17 protein-coding genes are annotated in these 19,094 nt (G+C 75.2%); 2 read left to right on the forward strand and 15 right to left on the reverse strand.

Annotation, left to right across the window (positions count from 1 at the left end; genetic code table 11):
• Positions 1-386: 386 nt before the first annotated feature.
• The 14 genes from BM051_RS26375 to BM051_RS26440 are packed head-to-tail and all read right to left on the reverse strand — an operon-like array spanning position 387 to position 14,205.
• Entirely contained in the window at positions 387-1,406 is a 1,020-nt protein-coding gene (locus BM051_RS26375) for a methyltransferase (protein WP_243859855.1), read from the reverse strand.
• Positions 1,403-1,936 carry a cupin domain-containing protein gene (locus BM051_RS26380; RefSeq protein ID WP_092536179.1) on the reverse strand — a complete coding sequence of 178 codons (534 nt, stop codon included), beginning with the start codon at positions 1,934-1,936 and terminating at the stop codon, positions 1,403-1,405. The genes BM051_RS26375 and BM051_RS26380 overlap by 4 nt, the downstream gene beginning before the upstream one ends.
• A 21-nt stretch (positions 1,937-1,957) precedes the next feature.
• Positions 1,958-3,199 carry a beta-ketoacyl synthase N-terminal-like domain-containing protein gene (locus BM051_RS26385; protein WP_243859856.1) on the reverse strand — a complete coding sequence of 414 codons (1,242 nt, stop codon included), beginning with the start codon at positions 3,197-3,199 and terminating at the stop codon, positions 1,958-1,960.
• On the reverse strand, positions 3,199-4,884 hold the full coding sequence (locus BM051_RS26390; protein WP_092536185.1) for a polyketide synthase: 1,686 nt from the start codon (positions 4,882-4,884) through the stop codon (positions 3,199-3,201). Before BM051_RS26390 ends, BM051_RS26385 begins: the two co-directional genes overlap by 1 nt.
• Positions 4,881-5,639, reverse strand: a complete 759-nt coding sequence (locus BM051_RS26395) for a polyketide synthase (RefSeq protein ID WP_092536188.1) — start codon at positions 5,637-5,639, stop codon at positions 4,881-4,883. Before BM051_RS26395 ends, BM051_RS26390 begins: the two co-directional genes overlap by 4 nt.
• Positions 5,636-6,379: an enoyl-CoA hydratase/isomerase family protein gene (locus BM051_RS26400; protein WP_092536191.1), complete on the reverse strand. Its 744-nt coding sequence runs from the start codon at positions 6,377-6,379 to the stop codon at positions 5,636-5,638. The genes BM051_RS26395 and BM051_RS26400 overlap by 4 nt, the downstream gene beginning before the upstream one ends.
• Positions 6,376-7,608 carry a hydroxymethylglutaryl-CoA synthase family protein gene (locus BM051_RS26405; protein ID WP_092536194.1) on the reverse strand — a complete coding sequence of 411 codons (1,233 nt, stop codon included), beginning with the start codon at positions 7,606-7,608 and terminating at the stop codon, positions 6,376-6,378. Before BM051_RS26405 ends, BM051_RS26400 begins: the two co-directional genes overlap by 4 nt.
• Positions 7,605-7,880 carry a phosphopantetheine-binding protein gene (locus tag BM051_RS26410; RefSeq protein WP_092536197.1) on the reverse strand — a complete coding sequence of 92 codons (276 nt, stop codon included), beginning with the start codon at positions 7,878-7,880 and terminating at the stop codon, positions 7,605-7,607. The genes BM051_RS26405 and BM051_RS26410 overlap by 4 nt, the downstream gene beginning before the upstream one ends.
• Entirely contained in the window at positions 7,877-8,170 is a 294-nt protein-coding gene (locus BM051_RS26415) for an acyl carrier protein (RefSeq protein ID WP_092536200.1), read from the reverse strand. The genes BM051_RS26410 and BM051_RS26415 overlap by 4 nt, the downstream gene beginning before the upstream one ends.
• Entirely contained in the window at positions 8,160-9,233 is a 1,074-nt protein-coding gene (locus tag BM051_RS26420; RefSeq protein ID WP_092536203.1) for a 3-oxoacyl-ACP synthase III family protein, read from the reverse strand. The genes BM051_RS26415 and BM051_RS26420 overlap by 11 nt, the downstream gene beginning before the upstream one ends.
• On the reverse strand, positions 9,230-9,886 hold the full coding sequence (locus tag BM051_RS26425) for an SRPBCC family protein (protein WP_092536206.1): 657 nt from the start codon (positions 9,884-9,886) through the stop codon (positions 9,230-9,232). Before BM051_RS26425 ends, BM051_RS26420 begins: the two co-directional genes overlap by 4 nt.
• A 2-nt stretch (positions 9,887-9,888) precedes the next feature.
• A complete protein-coding gene (locus BM051_RS26430; RefSeq protein ID WP_092536209.1) occupies positions 9,889-11,646 on the reverse strand; it encodes a thiamine pyrophosphate-binding protein in 1,758 nt (585 codons plus the stop codon).
• Complete coding sequence (locus BM051_RS26435; RefSeq protein WP_092536212.1) at positions 11,636-12,820, reverse strand: aminotransferase class I/II-fold pyridoxal phosphate-dependent enzyme; 1,185 nt, start codon at positions 12,818-12,820, stop codon at positions 11,636-11,638. Before BM051_RS26435 ends, BM051_RS26430 begins: the two co-directional genes overlap by 11 nt.
• Positions 12,817-14,205 carry a coproporphyrinogen-III oxidase family protein gene (locus tag BM051_RS26440; protein ID WP_243859857.1) on the reverse strand — a complete coding sequence of 463 codons (1,389 nt, stop codon included), beginning with the start codon at positions 14,203-14,205 and terminating at the stop codon, positions 12,817-12,819. Before BM051_RS26440 ends, BM051_RS26435 begins: the two co-directional genes overlap by 4 nt.
• Positions 14,206-14,846: 641 nt before the next feature.
• Here BM051_RS26440 and BM051_RS26445 point away from each other — a divergent pair.
• Positions 14,847-16,166, forward strand: a complete 1,320-nt coding sequence (locus BM051_RS26445; RefSeq protein ID WP_092536217.1) for a cytochrome P450 — start codon at positions 14,847-14,849, stop codon at positions 16,164-16,166.
• 40 nt (positions 16,167-16,206) lie between these two features.
• On the forward strand, positions 16,207-17,553 hold the full coding sequence (locus tag BM051_RS26450; RefSeq protein WP_092536220.1) for an FAD-dependent oxidoreductase: 1,347 nt from the start codon (positions 16,207-16,209) through the stop codon (positions 17,551-17,553).
• Here BM051_RS26450 and BM051_RS26455 read toward each other — a convergent pair.
• Positions 17,550-18,776, reverse strand: coding sequence for an MFS transporter (locus tag BM051_RS26455; protein WP_092536223.1), 1,227 nt, complete (start codon positions 18,774-18,776; stop codon positions 17,550-17,552). The two genes, BM051_RS26450 and BM051_RS26455, sit on opposite strands and share 4 nt — an antisense overlap.
• Positions 18,777-19,094: the final 318 nt, after the last annotated feature.

Below are 19,094 nucleotides of genomic sequence, written 5' to 3' on the forward strand. Positions count from 1 at the left end.
TGGGTTGGGAGTACTGCACGCTGGTTTGCTGTTGGTTGCCCTGGCCGTGGCGGCGCTTCTTCGAGAGCGACTTCCGTGGTTGTTGAACTTCGTCGCCGTTTGGGGCACGTTTCTGGTCGGTCGGTATGAACTACGTCTATTTGGTGTATCGACGCGGGTCCGATCGGGACGAGTAGAGAGAGAAGTAGGGTAACCACCGGGTGCCGCCGCCACCAAACCCGATGTGGGTCGTTGGTTCGATCGTCGTGAGGTGAGGCGAGCGCGACAGGTGATGCGAGTTGGTGGTGCGGGCATGCGCTCGTGCGCCACCCGACGCGGACGCTCCCATCCGACTTCACGACTCCAGCAGGCACCGGAGAAGGAGGTGACGAGGCCCGCGGGAGCCGCTAGGCCGGCACGGCCTCGACGACGCTCAGCGGGCACGCGGTCGGCGTCACGCCGGTGCAGCGCAGCCCGGCCGCGGACAGCAGCGCCGCGTACTCGGCCTCGGTGCGCTCCCGCCCGCCGAGCACGACGAGCAGCGTGAAGTCCATCGCCTTGCCCGGATGGTCCCCGTCGCCGGCGGGGAGCACCCGCTCCACCAGCAGCAGCCGGCCGCCGGGCGGCATCGCGGCCCGGCAGATGCGCAGGATGTCCACCGCCGCGTCGTCCGGCCAGTCGTGGACGATCGACTTGAGCAGGTAGACGTCGCCGCCCCCGGGCACCTCCCGGAAGAAGTCCCCGCCGGTGAACGTCAGCCGGTCCGCCACGCCCTCGGCCGCCGCGTGGGTGCGCGCCGCCTCGGCCAGGTGCGGGCGGTCGAGCACCACACCGGTGACCCCGGGGTGCCGCCGCAGCACCGCGCCGAGCAGGGTGCCGCTGCCCCCGCCCACGTCGACCACGTGCCGTGCCCCACCGAGGTCGACCGCGTCCAGCAGCGCGGCCGTCTCCAGCCGGCTGGCGTCGGCCATCGCCGCGTGGAACAGCGTCGCCTGGTCCGGATGCTCCTGCAGGTACTCGAACAGCGGCGCCCCGTAGGTCCGCGGGAACGCCGGCTCCCCCGTTCGCAGGCTGTGCAGCGCGTCGGCGTAGACCGGCAGGAACAACCGCGCCGACAGCAGCGTCGCCTTCACCGAGTGCGGATGGTCACCGCGCAGCGGCCCGCCCTCCGTAGTCAGCGCGAACCGGCGCGGTGCCACCTCGGTGAGCACCCCGCACCCGGCCAGCAGCCGCAGCAGGCGGTACAGCGCCCCCGGATGCGTCGCCGTCGCCGCGGCGAGGTCGTCGGCCGTACGGTCACCGTCGCCCAGCAGGTCTGCGACGTCGAGCTCCGCGGCCAGCTGGAGGGCCCGCGCCCGAACGAACCCGTCGTGCAGTTGCCCCAGCAACGCCACGCCAGCCGAACCCGCCACGCTCTCCGCCGTCACCTCCCGGCCCTCCCCGAGCCCGGGTGACCGGTGCCGCCAGGGCCGCCGGGACCCGCCATGCCCGGCGGCGGCGCGATGGTCATCCCGTACTCCGGGGCCAGCTCCACCGCCGCGCGCAGCCGCTCCGGTGTCATCGGCGGCGGCGCCGACCCCGGCTCGGCCGGCGTGCCGGCCCGGACGAAGTACTCGTCCATCCCGCCGGGAACGTAGGTGGTCACCGTCCGGCCCACCTCGTCGCCCACGTTGCGCACGGCGTGCACCGTGCCCCTGGGGATGAACACGACGTCGCCCGGCCCGGCCACGACCTCCCGGTCCCCGAGCTGGAACGCCAGCCGGCCGGCGAGCACGTGCACGGTCTCGTCCTCGTTGCCGTGGGCGTGCGGCGGCGGTCCCTCGCCGGGCGGCACGGTGATCTCCAGCATGCTGGTCGCGCCACCGCTGTCCCGGCCGGTCAGCTTCACGGTGTGCAGGCTGTCGCCGATCCACACCGCCGGGCCGTCGCCCGCCGGAAGGTGTCGAGGTTCGGTCATGACTCACTCCTCAGTAGGGACTCATTCGGACGTGCGAAGGACGAGCGCGGCGTTGATGCCGCTGAACGCGACGCTGTGCGAGACCGCGACCCGCGGGGTCGCGGCGCACCCGGCCGGGCCGACCAGGCCCAGCCCGGGGTCGAGCGGGTCGCGCAGCCCCGGGGTGCCGTGCACGAACCCGCCGCGCAGCTGCAGCACGGTCGCCACCAGCTCGACCAGCCCGGCCGCGCTCAGGCAGTGCCCGGTGACCGGCTTGGTCGAGTTCACCAGCGGCCGCCCGGACCGACCGAACACCTCGGCCAGCGCCGCCGCCTCGGCCGCGTCACCCTCGACCGAGCCGGTGCCGTGCGCGTTGACGTAGTCGACCTCGCCCGGCGCGACACCGGCGGCGAACAGCGCGGCGCGCAGGGCCGCGGCCTGGCCGGCGGGGTCGGGCCGGGTGCCGCGCCGCGCGTCCAGCCGCTGCCCGCCGCCCGCGACGGCGGCCAGCGCCGGCACCCCGCGGCGCCGCGCCCGCTCCGGCCGTTCCAGCACCACCGCGGCGGCGCCCTGCCCGGGAACGAACCCGCGCCGGGCCCGGTCGAACGGCCGGCACAGCGACGCCGGGTCCACCCCGCCGGCGGACCGGGCCATGGCGCCGCTGTCGGCGAAGGCCCGGCGTTCCGCGGCGGACAGCTCACACACCGGGGCGACCACCAGGCAGGCGGGCAGCGCGCCGGCCGCGACCAGCCGGGCGGCGAGCAGCGCGGCCACCGTGCCGCTGGCCGACGCGGCGCCGGCCGTCCAGCCCTCCGCGGCCACGCCGGTGGCCTCACTGACCGTGCCGACGGCGTCGGTGTCCAGGTGGGTGAGCGCGTGCGAGGGCCGCACGCTGGCCGGCCGCTCGGCGAAGGCGCGCAGCACGCCGGCGTGGTAGTCCAGCGCGAGGTTGTTGCCGGCCACCACGAGTCCCGTCTCCGCCAGATCGGAGGCGGTGAGCCGGGCGTGCCGGACCGCGGCGACGCCGACGCAGGCGGCGGTCCGGGCGGGCAGCGCGGCCCTGCGGGTGGCCGCGCGCAGCCGGGTGGCCGCGGCCGGGTCGCCGGCAAGGTGGCGGGCCGACCACCCGGCGACGGAGAAGTCCGGCAGCCACGCGCCCACCGGGGGACCGGTGAAGCCGGACCGGCCGGCGCGTAGCGCGGCGGTGAACCCCGCCAGGTCGTCGGCCACGGCGGTGAGCACGCTCGCGCCGGTGATCACCACCTCGTCCCGCCGGGCGGCCATCAGTGCCGTCCCGGGGCGAAGCCCCACGCGGTGCGGCGGAAGGGGTAACCGGGCAGCACCACCCGTCGCGGTGGCGGGTCCCACCATCGCCGCCAGTCGACCTCCGCGCCGTCCAGCCACGCGGCGCACTCGGCGGGTGGCTCCGGGTCGGCCGGCGCGCGCAGCCCCCGCCGCAACTCGGCCAGCGACCCGGCCGGGACGATCCGCCGGCGGGGCAGGTGCTCCCGGCCGGTCTGCAGCGTCCAGGCGATGCCGGGGAAGTCGTTCGGGTCGGCCGTGTCGAGGGCCTCGGCGAGCCGGGCCGCGACCCTGGCGAGCCCGGCGGCGTCGGGCGCGCTGATCGGCACCGGCAGTGTCGCCGCCACGGGGCGCCCGGGGTCGGCCGCCGCGGGCGCCTCCTCCAGCACGACGTGCCCGTTGGAGCCACCGAGCCCGAACGAGCTGACGCCCACCACGCGCGGCGTCCCGGTCGCCGGCCACTCCACCGGTGCCGCCGCCGGGTCCGGCGGCTTCTCCCGCACGTCCAGGTCGGCGTCCATGGCGAGCACGCCCGCGCTGGCCGGGATCCGCCCGTGCCGCAGGATCAGCACGGCCTTGGCCAGGCTCGCCGCACCGGCCGCGCCCTCCAGGTGGCCGAGCACCGATTTGACCGACCCGATCCACAGTCGCCCCTCCGGCCCGGCGAAGCGGGCCGGCGGGCCACCCGGCCACTCCGCGCAGAGCCGGCGCAGGCCGTCGAGCTCGCGACCGTCCAGTTTGGTCCCGGGCGCGTGCGCCTCCAGGTAGCCCAGCGCGGCCGGCTCGAGGCCGGCCCGCGCCAGCGCCCCGCGCAGCAGCCTGGCCTGCGCGGCCGCGTCGGTCTGCACCGGCCCGCCGCCGCGGCCGTCGTGGTTGACCACCGCGCCGCGGACCACGGCGAGCACCGGGTCGCCGGCGGCGAGCGCGTCGGCCAGCCGGCGGAGCACGAAGCACAGCGCGCCCTCCCCGCGCACGTAGCCGTCGGCGTCCGGGGCGAACGGCCGGCACCGGCCGGTGGGGGACAGGGCGCCGAGGTGAGCCAGCGCGCCGGAGAGCCACCCGTCGACGCACACGTTCACCGCCCCGACCAGCGCGGTGTCCACCGCGCCCTCCCGCAGGCTGCCCGCGGCCAGCGCGAGTGCGGTCAGCCCGCTGGAGCACGCGGTGTCCACGGCCAGGCTCGGGCCACGGAGGTCGTAGTGGTAGGACAGCCGGTTGGCCAGGTAGGTGTCCACCGCGCCGACCATCGAGTACCGGTCCACGGTGCCGGTGCGCACCATCGCGTCGCGGAAGTCGCTGGTCGCCGACGCGACGAACACGCCGACCTCCCGGCCGGCCAGGTCGCTCGGCGGGATGCCCGCGCACTCGAAGGCGTGCCACGAGGTCTCCAGCAGCAGCCGCTGCTGCGGGTCCAGCCACGCGGCCAGCCGCGGCTTGACCGCGAAGAACTCCGCGTCGAAGGAGTCCACATCGGACAGAAGGGCGGCGGTGCGCCCGCCGGGGCCGACGGTCTCCCCGGCGTAGCCGGCCAGCCGCTCCTCGGGCACCGGCCCGAACATAGGCCGCCCCGCGGACAGGGTCCGCCACAGCTCGGCGAGGTCGGCGCCGCCGGGCACCCGGCAGGCCATGCCCACCAGCGCGAGTGGTTCGGTCGGGGGTGTGGTCATCGGGCGATCTCCTCCGCGTCGCCGTACCGCCGCCGCACCAGGCGGTGGAACTCCGCCGAGTGCCAGGACCGCTCGTGCGGCCCGGACTCCGCGGCGATGGCCGCGTCGCTGCGGGCCAGGGTCTGGGTGGCCAGCTGTTGCTTGAGCAGCTCCACTGTGGACCGGGGCGCGCGGGCGATGCCGCGGGCGAGGTCCAGCGCCTCGGGCAGCACCCGGTCGTGCCCGGTCACCCGCAGCGGCGCGCCCCGGTCGCGCAGCTCGGCGCCGCGGTAGCCGCGCGCGGTGTAGAGCAGCTCCGTGCCGAGCACCGGCCCGAGCTTCGCCGGCAGCAACCAGGTCGTGCCGTACTCCGGCACGAGGCCGTAGTTGAGGTAGTTGGCGGCGTAGTAGGACCGTTCGGACAGCACCGGCAGGTCCGCGTACAGGCCCTGGGTCAGCCCGCCGCCCAGCGCGTGCCCGCGCATCGCCGCCACCACGGGCAGCGGGCAGCGCAGGAACGCGCGGACCGCCGGCTCGACGTTCTCCCGTTCCGGCCGCAGCAGGTACTCCCGGCTGGCCCCGGTGGCGAACACCGCCGGCGTCCCGGTCACCACCACGACCCGCACCGCGGGGTCGGCGACGGCCCGGTCCAGCGCGGCGCGCAGCGCGGCGGTCAGCGTGGGGGACAGGGCGTTGCGCCCGGCCTCGTCGGCCATGGTGACCAGCGCGACCCGTCGGTCCACCCGCACCGACACCGGGCCCGCGGTGGCGCTCATCGCCGCGTCCCCTGCCGGCGCAGTGCGTCGACCCTGCCGACGAACGCGGGATCGGTGACGGCTCGGCGGAGCAGCGCGGTGGCCTGCCGGGGATAGTCCGCCGGCACCGGGCGCAGCGCCCGCCGGCACGCCTTCAGCCCGGCGACGGCCGGCCGGGAGCTCCGCCGGACCAGCAGGAGGACCCGGTCGGTGGCCGCGCCGGCGTCGGTGACCAGCTCGTCGGCGAGGCCGAGCTCGACCGCGCCGGAGGCGTCCACCTCCGCGCCGCCCAGCGCCAGCCGCATCAGCCGGTGCTCTCCGGTGCGGGCCAGGACGAAGGGCAGGATGAACGCCGGCACCAGCCCGAGCGCCAGCTCGGTCAGCCGGAACGTCGCCCGCGGCCCGGCGAGGACGAGGTCGGCGGCGCCGGCGAGTCCGACGCCCCCGCCGGTCGCCGGCCCCTCGACGACCGCGACGGTGAGGAGCGGGCTGTCCGCCCACGCGGTCAGCAGCGCCCAGAACGCGGCGCTCACCCGCTCGGCCGCGTCCGGATCGCCGGCGAGGTCGGTGAGGTCGACGCCGGAGCAGAACGCGTCCCCGGTGGAGGTGAGCACCACGGCGCGGCAGCGCGGCGCGCGTTCCGCGGCCCGCAGGTGGCACAGCAGCGCGGTGATCGCCGGCTCGGTCAGCGCGTTGCCCGGTTGGCACAGCCGCAGGTGGGTCACCACCCCGCGGTGCTCGATCGCGACGCCGGCGGTCATCGGGCCGGCAGCCAGGCGTAGGCCCGGCGGTGGTCGCGGATCCCGGTGAGCACCGCTCGCGGTCGGTCGCCGGCGCCCCACCCGGCCAGCTCGTCCGGTTCGGGCCGGGCGTCCCGAGCGCCGAAACCGGTGGCGCGCGACCGGTCCACGGCCGCGTCGTACTCGGCCACCGGCAGCGGGGTGCGGGCGGCCAGCTCGCGGTCGATTCCCAGCGCGGCGAGCCGCTCCCTGGCGCCGGGGACCACGCGGGCGGCGAGGAACTCGGCGGCGCAGCCGGAGCCGTAGCTGAAGACGCCCAGCCGGTCGGCGTCGTCCGGCCCGAACAGCACGGCGCTGAGCACGGCGAGCAGCGTCGTGGCCGAGTAGATGTTGCCGACCCGCTCGGGCAGGCGCAGCGACGGCGCGACCCTGCGGTCGAAGTCGCCCGGCACCGCGCCCGGCCCGGCGCCGGTGAGCTTGCGCAGCGCGCTCCGGTGCGCGCCCCGGACCATGCCGGGGAACGGGGTGTGCATGGCCAGCAGGTCGAACGAGTCGAGCAGGTCGGCGCCCGGGTTGCGCGCGGCGTAGTCGGTGAACGCGCCGACCAGGCAGTCCAGGTAGGACAGCAGGGACAGGTCGGTGTCCATCACGTCCACATCCGCGGCCGGGCGGAAGAAGTCCGCCGCGGCGTAGCCGTGGCACCCGGCCGGTCCCGGGTCGAGGGTCAGCAGCCGCGGGTGCTCGGTGACCAGCGCGGCGACCGCGCCGACGCCCTGGCTGGGTTCCATGTAGGTGCCGCGGCCGGGCACCGGGACGTCGGCGGCCACCACCAGCACCGTGCTGCCGGGCTCGGTGGCGACCAGCGCCGCGGCCAGCCGCAGCGCGGCCACCCCTCCGTGGCAGGCCTGCTTCACCTCGACCAGCCGGCAGTGCCGGGGCAGCTCGAGCAGCTCGTGCACCGGGGCGGCGGCCGAGCGGGAGAGGTCCACCGCGGACTCGGTGGCGACCAACACCCCGCGGATCCGGGACCGCTCGGCGGCGGGCAGCGCGTCGACCACCGGCCTGGCGGCGGTCGCGGCCACCGCCACCACGTCCTCGCCCGCGGCGGCCACGCTCTTGTGCCGCATGCCGAGGTTGGCCAGCCGCGCCGGGTCCAGCCCGCGGGCGGCGAACAGCTCGGCCACGTCCACCACGGCGCTGCCGCAGTAGACGCCGACCGCGTCGACGCCGACGGGGATCCGCTCGCTCATCCGCGCCGGCCTCCCGGCGTTCCGGCCCGGCCCAGCTCGGCGACCAGCGCGTCGACCAGCCCGCCGATGTCCCGCACGCCGGCGAACGTGTCGGGGCGCAGCTCCAGGCCCAGCGCGTCGAGCGTGCCGACCACGACGTCGAGCCGGTCCAGCGAGTCGCAGCCCAGCTCGCGCATGCTCCGGTCGGGCCGGATCGCCGCCGGGTCGACCTCGGGGCACACCGCGCGGATCTGCGCCCGCACCACGGCGAGCACCTCGTCCCGACCGGTCACGACACGGCCCGGCGCGCGACGAGCGTCCTGCGGACGTGCTCGGCGAACGCTCGCGGGGTCTGCCGCTCGTAGAGCGACTCCACGGTCTCCGCCACGCCCAGCCGGTCCTTGACCATCGCCACGAACTCCACGGCGATGATCGAGTCGAGTCCGAGCGTCTCGAACCCGGCGTCCAGGTCCACCTGGCTCACGTCCAGGTACAGCACCTCGGCCAGCGCCGTGGCGACGGTGCCGGTCACGTCCGACTCCCGCGACTCCCCGGTCGGCCGGTTCCCGCTGTCACCGCTCATGCTCGTTCCTCCCTACTCGCCACACCGCTTTGTCACTGGAATCACCGGAGTCGCCGCCCCAGCGGACCACCGCCGCCGCGGCCAGCTCGCCGGCGCCGGCGAATCCGGCCAGCACCAGCAGCGACCCCGGGCGCAGCCGGCCGGCGCGCAGGGCGTGGTCCAGGTTCACCGGGGCGCCGGCGCCGAAGAGGTTGCCGTAACGGTCGAAGGTGTCGAAGTGTCGTTCGGCCGGAATGCCGAGGTCGCGCGCCCAGTTGCGGAGCAGCAACCGGTTCGGCTGGTTGGTGATCAGCAGGTCCACGCCGGCGAGGTCGACGCCAGCCTCAGCGCACGCCGCGCGGACCACCTCGGGCACGATCTTCGTGCCCCGCTCGACGACGTTCTCCGCCTTGCGACCGTCGAACCGGATGTCCATCTCCGCCGTGCCCGGCTCCCAGTACAGCCGGCCGTCGTCGAGGGTGATGCCCACGTCCGGGGCGTACTCGGGGTAGTGATGCACGGCGGTGGCCAGGATCGGCGACGCGGGCCGCGCGCCGGCGCGCAGCAGCACCACCGCGGCGCCGTCGCCGGGCACCGAGGCGTGCGCCGACACCCGCACGGTCGGTTGGGTGAAGATCCGGCCGGCGGTCTGCGCGACGCACAGCAGGGCGCTGTCCGCGCCGGCGCGCTGGAGCAGCGTGGTGGCCAGGTCGAGCAGGTGCGGCAGCACCGCGCAGTGTCCATTGTGTACGTCCACGATGGTCGTCGGGTGCAGCCCGGCGCGGCGGGCCACCTCCGCCCCGGAGCCGAGGAACGGCACGTCCGGCAGCCCGTTGTAGGTGAGCAGCACGTCGACGCCGCGGACGGTGTCCCAGCCGTGCCGGCCGGCCAGCGCGCCGATCGCGCGCTCGATGAGGTCGGCACCCGTCTCGTCCCGCCGCGCGTACCGGCGGAACTCCGGCGCCCGGAACATCGGGTGGCGCAGCAGCGGATCGTCGGGCCGGGCGTGCCGCTCGAAGAACTCGCGGCCCACCTCGTGCTCCGGCAGGTGGCTGGCCGCGTCGACGATGCCGACCGGCCTCATCGCGCGGCCGCCTCGGTGCGCCCCGCAACGATGGGGATGCCGTTGCGGTGCCGGTGCTCCAGGATCGCCCTGAGGTTGTCCAGCTCCACCTGGTGCCCCGGCGCGAACTGCGACCACAGGTCGCCCACCCACAGGGTGCGGGACGGCGGGGCCAGCTCGGGGTAGGGGTTCTCCGCGTAGTAGGGGTGGTGGCAGTTGGTCCACAGCAGCACCGAGCCGGGGCGCTTGAGCACCACCTCGGCCGGCACGATCCGGAACAGGTACACCATCCACAGGTCGTCACCCTGGTCCCAGGCGGAGTGGTAGTCGACGGTCAGCGCCTCGGGCCGCGCGTCCACCCGCATGTAGATCCTGGTGTCCTCGCCCACGGTGTCCCACCCGGTGAACAGCCCGGGCCGGTCGGCGACCGGTTCCACCTCCCGCACGCTGTAGGTGAACTCCTCGTGGCTGTACACGTCGGCCAGGTAGGTGAACACGTCCTCCGGCGGGCAGTCGATGTGGGTCTCCAGCGTGCAGAACCGGCCGTAGACCTCCTCCCGCGAGTAGGTCTCCCTGGTCGCGGCCGCCACCCGGCGCATCAGCTCGTCCCTGGGCACGTTCTCGTACCGGACGAGGCCGGGGATCTCGGCCAGCCGCCGCTCGGTGTCGCGCATGGTCAACTCGTCCCCTCGGTCGGGCCGGGCGGGGTCACGCCGGCGAAGGGCAGGTAGGGCGGCAGCTCGTCGAGCCGGGTCTCCACCGACACCAGGCACGGCCCCGGCAGGGCCGCGGTGTCGGCCAGGAACGTCGCCAGCCCGGGCAGGTCGCGCACGGTCCGCGCGGGCAGCGCCGGGAACAGCGCGGCGGCGCCGGCGCCGATGTCGCACGGGCGGAACCGGTTGTACGGGCTGCGCAGGCCGTGGAACAGCTCCTCGCGGGAGGCGCACGCGGCGTGGCCGTTGTTGTTGAGCACCACGAAGGTGACCGGGAGGTCGTGCTCCACCGCGGTGTGCACCTCCATGCCGTGCATGAGGAACGACCCGTCGCCGGCGAGCACGAAGGTGCGCCGGCCGGTGCCCACCGCCGCCCCGATCCCCGCGCCGTAGCTGAACCCCATGCCGCCCATCCCGAGCGCGAGCAGGTAGTGGCCGGCGCGTGGCGCGGGCAGGAAGTGCAGCACGCCGCAGCCGGTGTTGCCGGCGTCGGACACCACCACCGCCGTCTCCGGCACCGCGGCCGCGATGGTCTCGACCACCTCGCGCAGCGCGATCCGGTCCGCGGTGGAGCGTTCGTGCGGAAGGTGGGCCAGGCCGGGGTGCGCCGGCACCGGAGCCGGGCCGTGCTCGGCGACCAGCCGGGTGGTGACCGGCGGCAGGGTCACCCCCGGGTCGCCCGGCACGATCACCGGGTCGTCGCGACCGTCCACGAACGGCGGGTCGGGGCCGAAGGACACCACGGTGACGCCGGTCAGTGCGCCCTCCAGCCCGGCACTGGCCACCTGCGGCAGCCGGGTGCCGACCAGCACACACACGCCGGCCTCGGCGAGCCGGTGCGCCACGCTGGGATGCCCGTTGGCGCCGGCCACCCCGACGAAGCGGGGGTCGGTGTTGTCGAAGGCGTCCTTGGCGTCCGGCTCGACGGCGACCAGCGCGCCCGCCGCCGCGGCGAAGTCGGCCAGCTCGGTCCTGGCACCGGCCAGGACGACCCCGGCGCCGGCGATCACCAGCGGTGGGGTCCCGGCCGCGCGGGCGGCGCCGAGGACCCGCACCGCGCGCTCGTCCGGCGCGGCGGGCGTGCGGGCGGTGGACGTGGAGTCGGTGGGCGCCGGTGGCACGGAAGTCACGGAAGTCACGGAAGTCACGGAAGTCACGGAGGGCACGGGCTCGGGGACGCTGGCCCGCTGGACGTCCTTGGGCAGCAGCAGCACCGCCGGCCCGGCGGGCGGGCCCAGCGCCGCGGCCAGCGCGGTCGGCAGCAGGTCGGTGAGCTCGGCCGCCTTGTCCACCCGCGCGCAGAACCGGGAGACCCGCGCGAACAGCGCGGCCCCGTCGAGCGAACCGGCCAGCCCGCTCGAGTCCTGGAACGCGCCGCGTCCCTCCAGCGTCGTCGGGGGCTGGCCGACCAGCGCGAGCAGCGGCACCCCCGACGCGTACGCCTCGCCCAGCGCCGGCACCAGGTTCAGCGCGCCGCCGCCGGAGGTGACCGCCACCGCGGCGAGCCCGGCCCCGGCGCGGGCGTGCCCGCAGGCCATCGCGCCGGCGGAGAACTCGTGCTTGGCGACCACCGCGCGCGGCGTCCCGGTCCCGCGGGCGATCGCGGTGAAGACGTCCTCGATGTTCGCGCCGTGCATGCCGAAGACGTGCCGCACGTCCGCGGCCGCGAGGAACGCGACGACGTGCTCGGCCACCGTGCGCGGCCCCGGCTCAGCGGCCATCGGCGAGCACCTCCGCCAGGATGGTCAGGCCACGCTCGATCGCCGCCGGCGGCGCGGTGACGCCCAGGCGCAGGCTGGCCCTGGCGTGCGGGAGGTCGCGCAGCCGCGGCAGGAAGAACGGCGCCGAGGGAGCGACCAGCACGCCGCGGTCGGCGAGCTCGTGGAACAGTTCCCCGGTGGTGGTGCGCAACTCGGGCAGGTGCAGCCAGCGGAACTGTCCGCCGTCGGCGGTGTGCGTCCGGTACGGCACGGTCAGCCGGTCGGCCAGCACGGCGTCGACCAGCTCGTGCCGCTCCCGGTAGGCCGCCCGCAGCTCGGTCGCGCACAGCTCCACGAACCGGCCGTCCGCCAGCAGGGTCGCGGCGACCACCTGCACCAGCTGCGGGGGGAAGGTGGCCACCCGCGCCTGCACCTCGGCCAGCTCGGCGACGATCGGCGCGGGAGCGAGGACGAACCCGAGCCGCTCGCCGGCCAGCCCGGCCTTGGCGAAGCTCTGCACCAGCACGACGTTGTCGCCCCACGGCAGGCCCAGCTCGCGGAAGGCGAGCCCGGGGATCGGTGGCGCGTAGGCGTTGTCCAGCACCAGCAGCGCGTCGGCGGCCGCGCACTCCCGGACCAGCCCGGCGAGGACGTCGTCGTCGACCACGGTGCCCGCGGGGTTGCCGGGCCGGGACAGGAACACCGCGCCGATCTCGCGGTCGACGGCGCCGGCCGGCGGCAGGTAGCGGAACTCGCGCGGGCCCACCTCGCACACCCGCGACGGCACCATCCGGTAGTCGACCTGGGTGGAGGTGCGGTAGCCCGGGTACTCCGGGCCGAACAGGAGCGCCGCCCGGCCCCGCCGGGCGAGCAGCTCGGACAACGCGTGGAACGCCGCCTGCGCCCCGGGCACGACCAGCACCTCGGCCTCGGTGACCGGCAGGCCGAAGCGGTCGCGGTAGAGGGCGGCGATCCTGGCCCGCAGCACGGCGTCGCCGCGCACGCCGTGGTACTCGCCGAGCCGCCGGTCCACGTCGGGCCGCGCGAGCGCCTCGGCGTAGGCCCGCCGGACGGCGGCCCGCAGCGCCGGACGGGCCAGCGGCATCCCGGTCGCCAGGTTGGCCGTCGCCCCGTCGACGTCGAGCAGGTACGGGACGATGTCCCGCCACTCCTCGACCCCGCGCACCGCCGTCATCGGCCGGCCCGGTCGCGATAGTGGTCGACGATCCCGCCCGGGACGTCGATGCGGCCGATGGGGGAGTAGTCGTAGCGGTCCAGCGGGTCGGCGGCCGGGGTCAGGATCGTCCCGTTCACCTCGGCGACCTTGGCCAGCACCTCGTCACTGGCGAACAGGTGCCCGATGCCGTCGACCACCGTGCAGCCGAGGTCGGTCAGGGTGAACCGGCTTTCGTCGATGTCGACCAGGTCCTGCTCGGCCAGCCGATCCAGCAGCGGGCCGAACAGCTGGCGCCCGTCGACGCCGAACACGCGTTCCAGGTGGTCGAGGTCCACACCACCGGAGCGGATGCCGAACATGATCGAGCGGCGCAGCCGCTCCTCGGCGGGGAGGGTGTGGCCGCGCCACACCGGCGAGTTCCCGGACTCGACGTCGGCGAGGTAGCGGCCCGTGTCGCAGACGTTGTAGTACTGCGTGCCACCCACGTAGCCGAAGCTGCTCACCCCGAGGCCGACCAGGTTGTCCTCCTCGATCGCGTCGAACTTGCGCTCCTGCTGTCGCGAGTGGACGGCCCCCTTCGCGTAGTAGAAGACCGGACCCCTGGTGAACTCGGCGGCGGTCAGCAGGTACTCGGCCATGAAGTGCATCCGCAGCCGGTCGAGCTCGTCCGGGAAGATCTCCGGCTCGCGGATGTAGTGCCGGGTGATCGGGTCGGACCGCTTGAACATCAGCGGGAAGATGTTGAACTTCGTCAGCCCCAGGCCGAGCAGCTCGACGATGGTGTCGTACCAGTTGCGGAGGTTCTGCCGGGGCAGGCCGAAGATCAGGTCGACGTTGACGTTGTCGATCCCGCGGTCGCGCAGCATCTCCAGCAGCCGGTACACCTCGGCCCTGCCGTGCCCGCGGTTGAGCTTGCGCAGCACGTCCTCGTCCATCGACTGCACGCCGAACACCCAGCGGTTCACCCCGCCCTCGACCATGGCGTCCAGCCGGTCGGCGTAGTCGGGCTGGCGGACCACGCCGGGGTGCAGCTCGAAGGTGATCTCGGTGTCCGGGGTGGTCGCCACGGTGCGCCACAGGTCGCTCGCCAGCGCACCGAGTTGGTCGGCGCTCAGGTAGGACGGGGTGCCGCCGCCGAAGTACACCGACGAGGCACACAGCCCACCGGGCGTCCCGGCGGCGACCGCGGCGCCGGCCATGGCAATCTCCCGGCGCAGCGCGTCGACGTACCGGCCGACCCTCGAGGTCGACGAGTTGATCTCCTTGTGGAAGTGGCAGAAGGTGCAGTACTGCTCGCAGAAGGGGATGTGCAGGTAGATGTTCTGCGCCGGACTGATCCCGGAGAACACCTCGTCGGCGCCGATGTCGTGCAGGTACTTCAGCGGTGGGTACGTGCCGATCAAGTAGTATTCGAGTGGCGTGCGGTATACGCCCAGCGCGCGCCAGTCGGTTAATGGGATGGAACGGACTCTCGCTTCGGCGTATTGTGTCGCCGCCGCGAAGTCCGGTAACCGGTCGCCCCGTTCCGAGGCGGCCGTTGGGAATGCGCCAGAATTGCTCACCAGGACCCCTTTGTGTGCTGCCGGCGCCGCGTGCGTCCGCCGTGGGCGTGTCCCGCCACGAGGCGTGCTTCGGTCGCCGATCAGGGCGATGAGCTGCGCTGGCCACCGCCCGATGGCCTGGAACCCGTCCCGGAACGAGCCGCCGTAGGGCAGGCGTGGTGCCGGTTGCGGCTCGCGACCGATTCCAGTGGTGAATGGAAGATGTCCGTTATGACCCCAGTTTCCCCAGTGTGTACTGTTCCCCAGTTTCTTCCCGGGTTTCCCCGGTTGTGTTCGCCCGGTTGGCAGTGCTGGTCCGAAGCTAGCACGCGCCGAGAAATGACGTCAAGGTGACGCATTCGGCTGGTCGGGTGTTTCTTGACGGGTCGATCGGGGGCCGGTTAGCCTCGAATCCGGCCGAGCGGACCGAAAAATTGTTTTTCGTATTTCCGCGGCGAGGTGTCGGCGGGGTGGTCCCGCGTGGGGTGGTGAGGAGGCCAGGAGTGAGTTCCAGCCAACCGGGGGCGGCCGGCGCCGCCCGGTGCCCGGTGTCCGGGGTGGCCGCGGGGTTCGACCCGTTCACCGCCGAGTACCAGGACGACCCCGCCGGCACGCTGCGGGCGGCCCGCGATTCGGAGCCGGTCTTCCACAGCCCCGAGCTCGACCACTGGGTGGTCACCCGGTACGCCGACGTGCGGGCGGTGTTCGCCGACCACCGCCGGTTCTCCGCGGCCAACGCGCTGGACCCGATCACCCCGCTCGGCGCGGCGGCCAGGGCCCGCCTCGCCCGCTACGGCTTCGCGCCGGGGCCGGTGCTGGTGAACGAGGACGAGCCGGTGCACCGGCGCCGCCGGCGGGCGCTCGCCCCGCCGCTCGCCGCCGAGCGGGTGGCTCGGCTCGAGGGGCGCGTTCGGGACCTGGTGACCCGGTACGTGGACCGGTTCGTCGCCCGCGGGCACGCCGACCTGGTCGACGACCTGCTGTGGGACGTGCCGGCCATCGTCGGGCTGCTGGTCACCGGCGTGCCGGACGAGGACATCGACCGCGCCCGGAACTACGCCATCAAGATGGGCCTGTTCACCTGGGGCAGGGCCGACGACGAGCACCAGGTCGAGATCGCCGAGCAGGTGGGCCGCTGGTGGCGGCTGTCCGGGGAGCTGGTGGACCGGCTCAAGCGCGAGGGCGGCGAGGGCTGGGTGCCCACCGCGATCGACGTGCACCGGCGCGACCCGGAGCTGGTGGGCGACAACCACCTGCAGAACATGATGATGAGCGGGCTGGTCGCGGCGCACGAGACCACCACCAACGCCGCCGGCAACGCGCTGCGGCACCTGCTGGCCCGGCCGGCGGCGTGGGCGGCGCTGTGCGCGGACCCCGCCGCCATCCCCAACGCCGTCGAGGAGTGCCTGCGGTTCGCGCCGTCCGTGTTGTGCTGGCGGCGGCGGGCGCGCGTCGACGTCGAGGTGGGCGGCGTCACCATCCCCGCCGGCGCCGCCGTACTACTGGTGATGGCCTCCGGCAACCGTGACGAGGCCGCCTTCACCGATCCCGACACGCTGGACATCACGCGGTCGAACGCCAAGCGGCACCTGGCCTTCGGCACCGGCAACCACGCGTGCCTCGGCGCCCCGCTGGCCCGGCTGGAGCTGCGGGTGATCCTCGAGGAGCTGACCCGGCGGCTGCCGCACGCCCGGCTGGTCGAGGGGCAGGACTTCGGCTACCTGCCCAACGCGTCGTTCCACGGCCCGCGGCACCTGCGGGTCGAGTGGGACCCCGCGGCGAACCCGCTGCCCGCCGACCGGCCGCGGGGCCATCGCGGTTGAGACCGACCGCGGCCGACCCGCCGCGGCAGAGAGGAGAGCCATGGCCACCCCGATCGCGGTCGTCGGCGCGGGCGTCGCCGGTCTGTGCACCGCGCTGCTGCTCGCCCGCCAGGGGCGCGACGTCGACCTCCTCGACCGGGACACCCCGCCCCCGGACGAGCTGGCCGAGCTGGGGGAGTGGCAGCGCCCCGGCACCCCGCAGGCCCAGCACCCGCACGTCTACCTGGGACTGTTCCGCCGGCTGCTTCGGGAGAACCTGCCCGACGTGCACGGCGACCTGCTCGCGGGCGGCATCGAGGAGCTGCCGTTCTCCGGGAACCTTCCCGGCGCGGAGGAGGATCTGGTGATGATGGCGGCCCGGCGGAGCACCCTGGAGTGGGCGCTGCACCGGGCGCTGCGCAAGGAGCACCAGATCCGGTACCGGCCCGGGGTGTCGGTCCAGGCCGTCGAGGTCGCCGGCGGGCGGGTGCGCGGCCTGCGCACGGCGCGGGGCGTGGCCGAGTACGACGTCGTCGTCGACGCGACCGGGGCGCGGTCGCGGTTGGCGGTGCCGTTCCGCGGGGTTGTCGCCGAGGCCGAGTGCGGCAAGGTCTACAACACGCGGTTCTACCGGCTGCGGCCCGGCGTGCCGCGGCCACCGCTGCGGTACGGGTCGGTGACCGTGGTGGACGGCCTGGGCTACGGCGCGGCGCTGTTCTGCCACGACCTCGGCTACTTCTCCATCGACATCGGGCGGCTGCCGGAGGACGAGACGCTGAAGCGGCTGCGCGACCCGGACGCGTTCGAGCGGGTGGTGGCGCTGTTCGCGGCGTTCCGGCCGTGGACCGAGCACTGCGCGCCGGTGGGCGAGGTGGTGCCGATGGCCGGGCTGCGCAACGTGCTGTACGACCTCGCCGACGATGCCCCGGTTGGGTACTTCCCGGTGGGCGACACGGTGTGCGTGACCGATCCGACGTTCGGCCGCGGGATGGCGCTCGCGCTCGCCCAGGCGGTGCCGCTGGCCCGGGCGCTGGCCGCCGGCGGGGGTGGGGCCGACCTGAACCGGCGGACCACCGCGGCGGCGGTCGAGCTGACCCGGCCGTGGTTCGACGACGTCGTGCTACAGGACCGGGCCCGCACCGCGCTGTGGCGGGCGGCGGTGGCCGGGCGGCCGTGGCAGGACCTGCTGCCGGGCATGCCGCCGAACCCGTTCCTGATGATCGACGCGGAGGACCGGGACCCCGAGCTCGGGCTGCTCGGCCGGCGCTACGTCAGCATGCTGCACGGCACCCTCGACACCGCGGACGTGCGCCGGCGGATCGCCGCGGTGGCGGACTCGCCGGCGCCGGGCCAGGCGCCCGCGCACGCGCCGTCCTACCCGGCCATCGTCGAGGCGTTGGCCGGCTAGCGGGCGTCGCGACGGGAGGCGCTACCGGCACCTCCGCGTAGGCCGGCGAGCCCGAGGGTGCCGGCGAGCAGCAGCAGGGCGCCGCCGAGCGCGTAGACGACCTGGATGCCGAGGAGGTCGGCGGCGAGCCCGCCGAGGCCGATCGAGGCGAGCCGCCCGGTCTGCCACAACAGGTCGAAGGCGGCGAAGACCCTGCCACGGCTGTGCTCGGGAACCTCGGCCTGGAGCAACGCGTGGTAGGTGACCATGCCGGTGGACGTGCCGACGCCGTAGGCGGTGAGCGCGACCATCGCGGTGGGCAGGCTGCGGGTGACCGCCAGGACGAGGTCGACGAGCCCGCGCAGCAGGTACGGACCGAAGATCAGGGCCGGGCGGCGCGGGTCGGCGGTCAGCACGGTCAGCAGCAGCGGGCCGAGCGCGGCACCGACGCCGATGGCTCCCATCAGCAGGCCGAAGCCGCCCGCGCCGGTGCCGAGCCGGCGTTCGGCCAGCACCACGAGCAGGGCGCTGGTCGCCCCGGCGGAGAGGGCGGCCAGCAACTGGACCACGGCCAGCAGTCGGAGCAGTCGGTCGCGAACCACCAGCCGGGGGCCCGCCACCACGCGGGCGACCCAGGAGGCCGAGGACACGGCCGCCGGGGAGCGCGGCGGGCGCAGGCCGGTGAGCGCGAGTGCCGAGCCGGCGAAGGTGGCCGCGTTGAACCAGAAGGCCGGATCCGTTCCCCACGCCGCCACCATTGCCCCGGCCAGCGGGGCGAGTGCGATCTGGGAGACCACCGCGGCGGACCACAGCCCACTGTTGGCCGCGACCAGCTCGTCCTCGTCCACGAGGGCGGGCACCGTGGACGCCGACGCCGGGTTGAAGAACACCGAGCCGGCGGACAGTCCGAACGCGACGGCGAAGACGGTGACCACGTGCTGGTCGACCAGCGGCAGCGCCACGGCGAGCAGCATCCGCGCGACGTCGGCCAGCACCATCACCCGAACGCGCGGCAGCCGGTCCACCACGGCGCCGGCGACCGGAGCGAGCAGGAGCACGGGCAGGATCTCGGCGATCACCACGCCGCCGACGCCGAGGCCGGACCCGGTCAGCCGGAAGACGAGGACGATCAGGGCGACCGTCGTGACCGTGTCGCCCCACCGCGAGATCGTCTGCGCCGCGAACAGCCTGCGGTAGCCGGGGTTGCGCAGCACGGTGCGGAGCCCGCGCCGCCGGGCCGCCATCACGGCGCGGTCCCGGACCAGGCGGCGGGCGGGAGGCGCCCTCCGGGCGGGCGCCGGGCGCGGGGAACGGCGGGCATCGCCCCGACCGTAACGACGCGACCCGGCCCGCGCCCGCGCGGCGGTCGGCTACGCTCGCCCGCCTCCGGCGGGCCGGAGGCGGGCGCGATCCGCGTCGAGCACCGTGGCGAGGGGCCGGTGGTGGGCCCGGTCGTCCGGGTCGGCGACGTGGTCGTGGTGTCGCATCGCGCCGCCGAGGAGGACGGTACGGCGTCCCGGGCCACGTGTTCGTGGAGAGCCGTCGGCATGTCGCCGCGCTCG

The sequence above is a fragment of the Amycolatopsis arida genome (assembly GCF_900115565.1).
Classification (GTDB): domain Bacteria; phylum Actinomycetota; class Actinomycetes; order Mycobacteriales; family Pseudonocardiaceae; genus Yuhushiella; species Yuhushiella arida.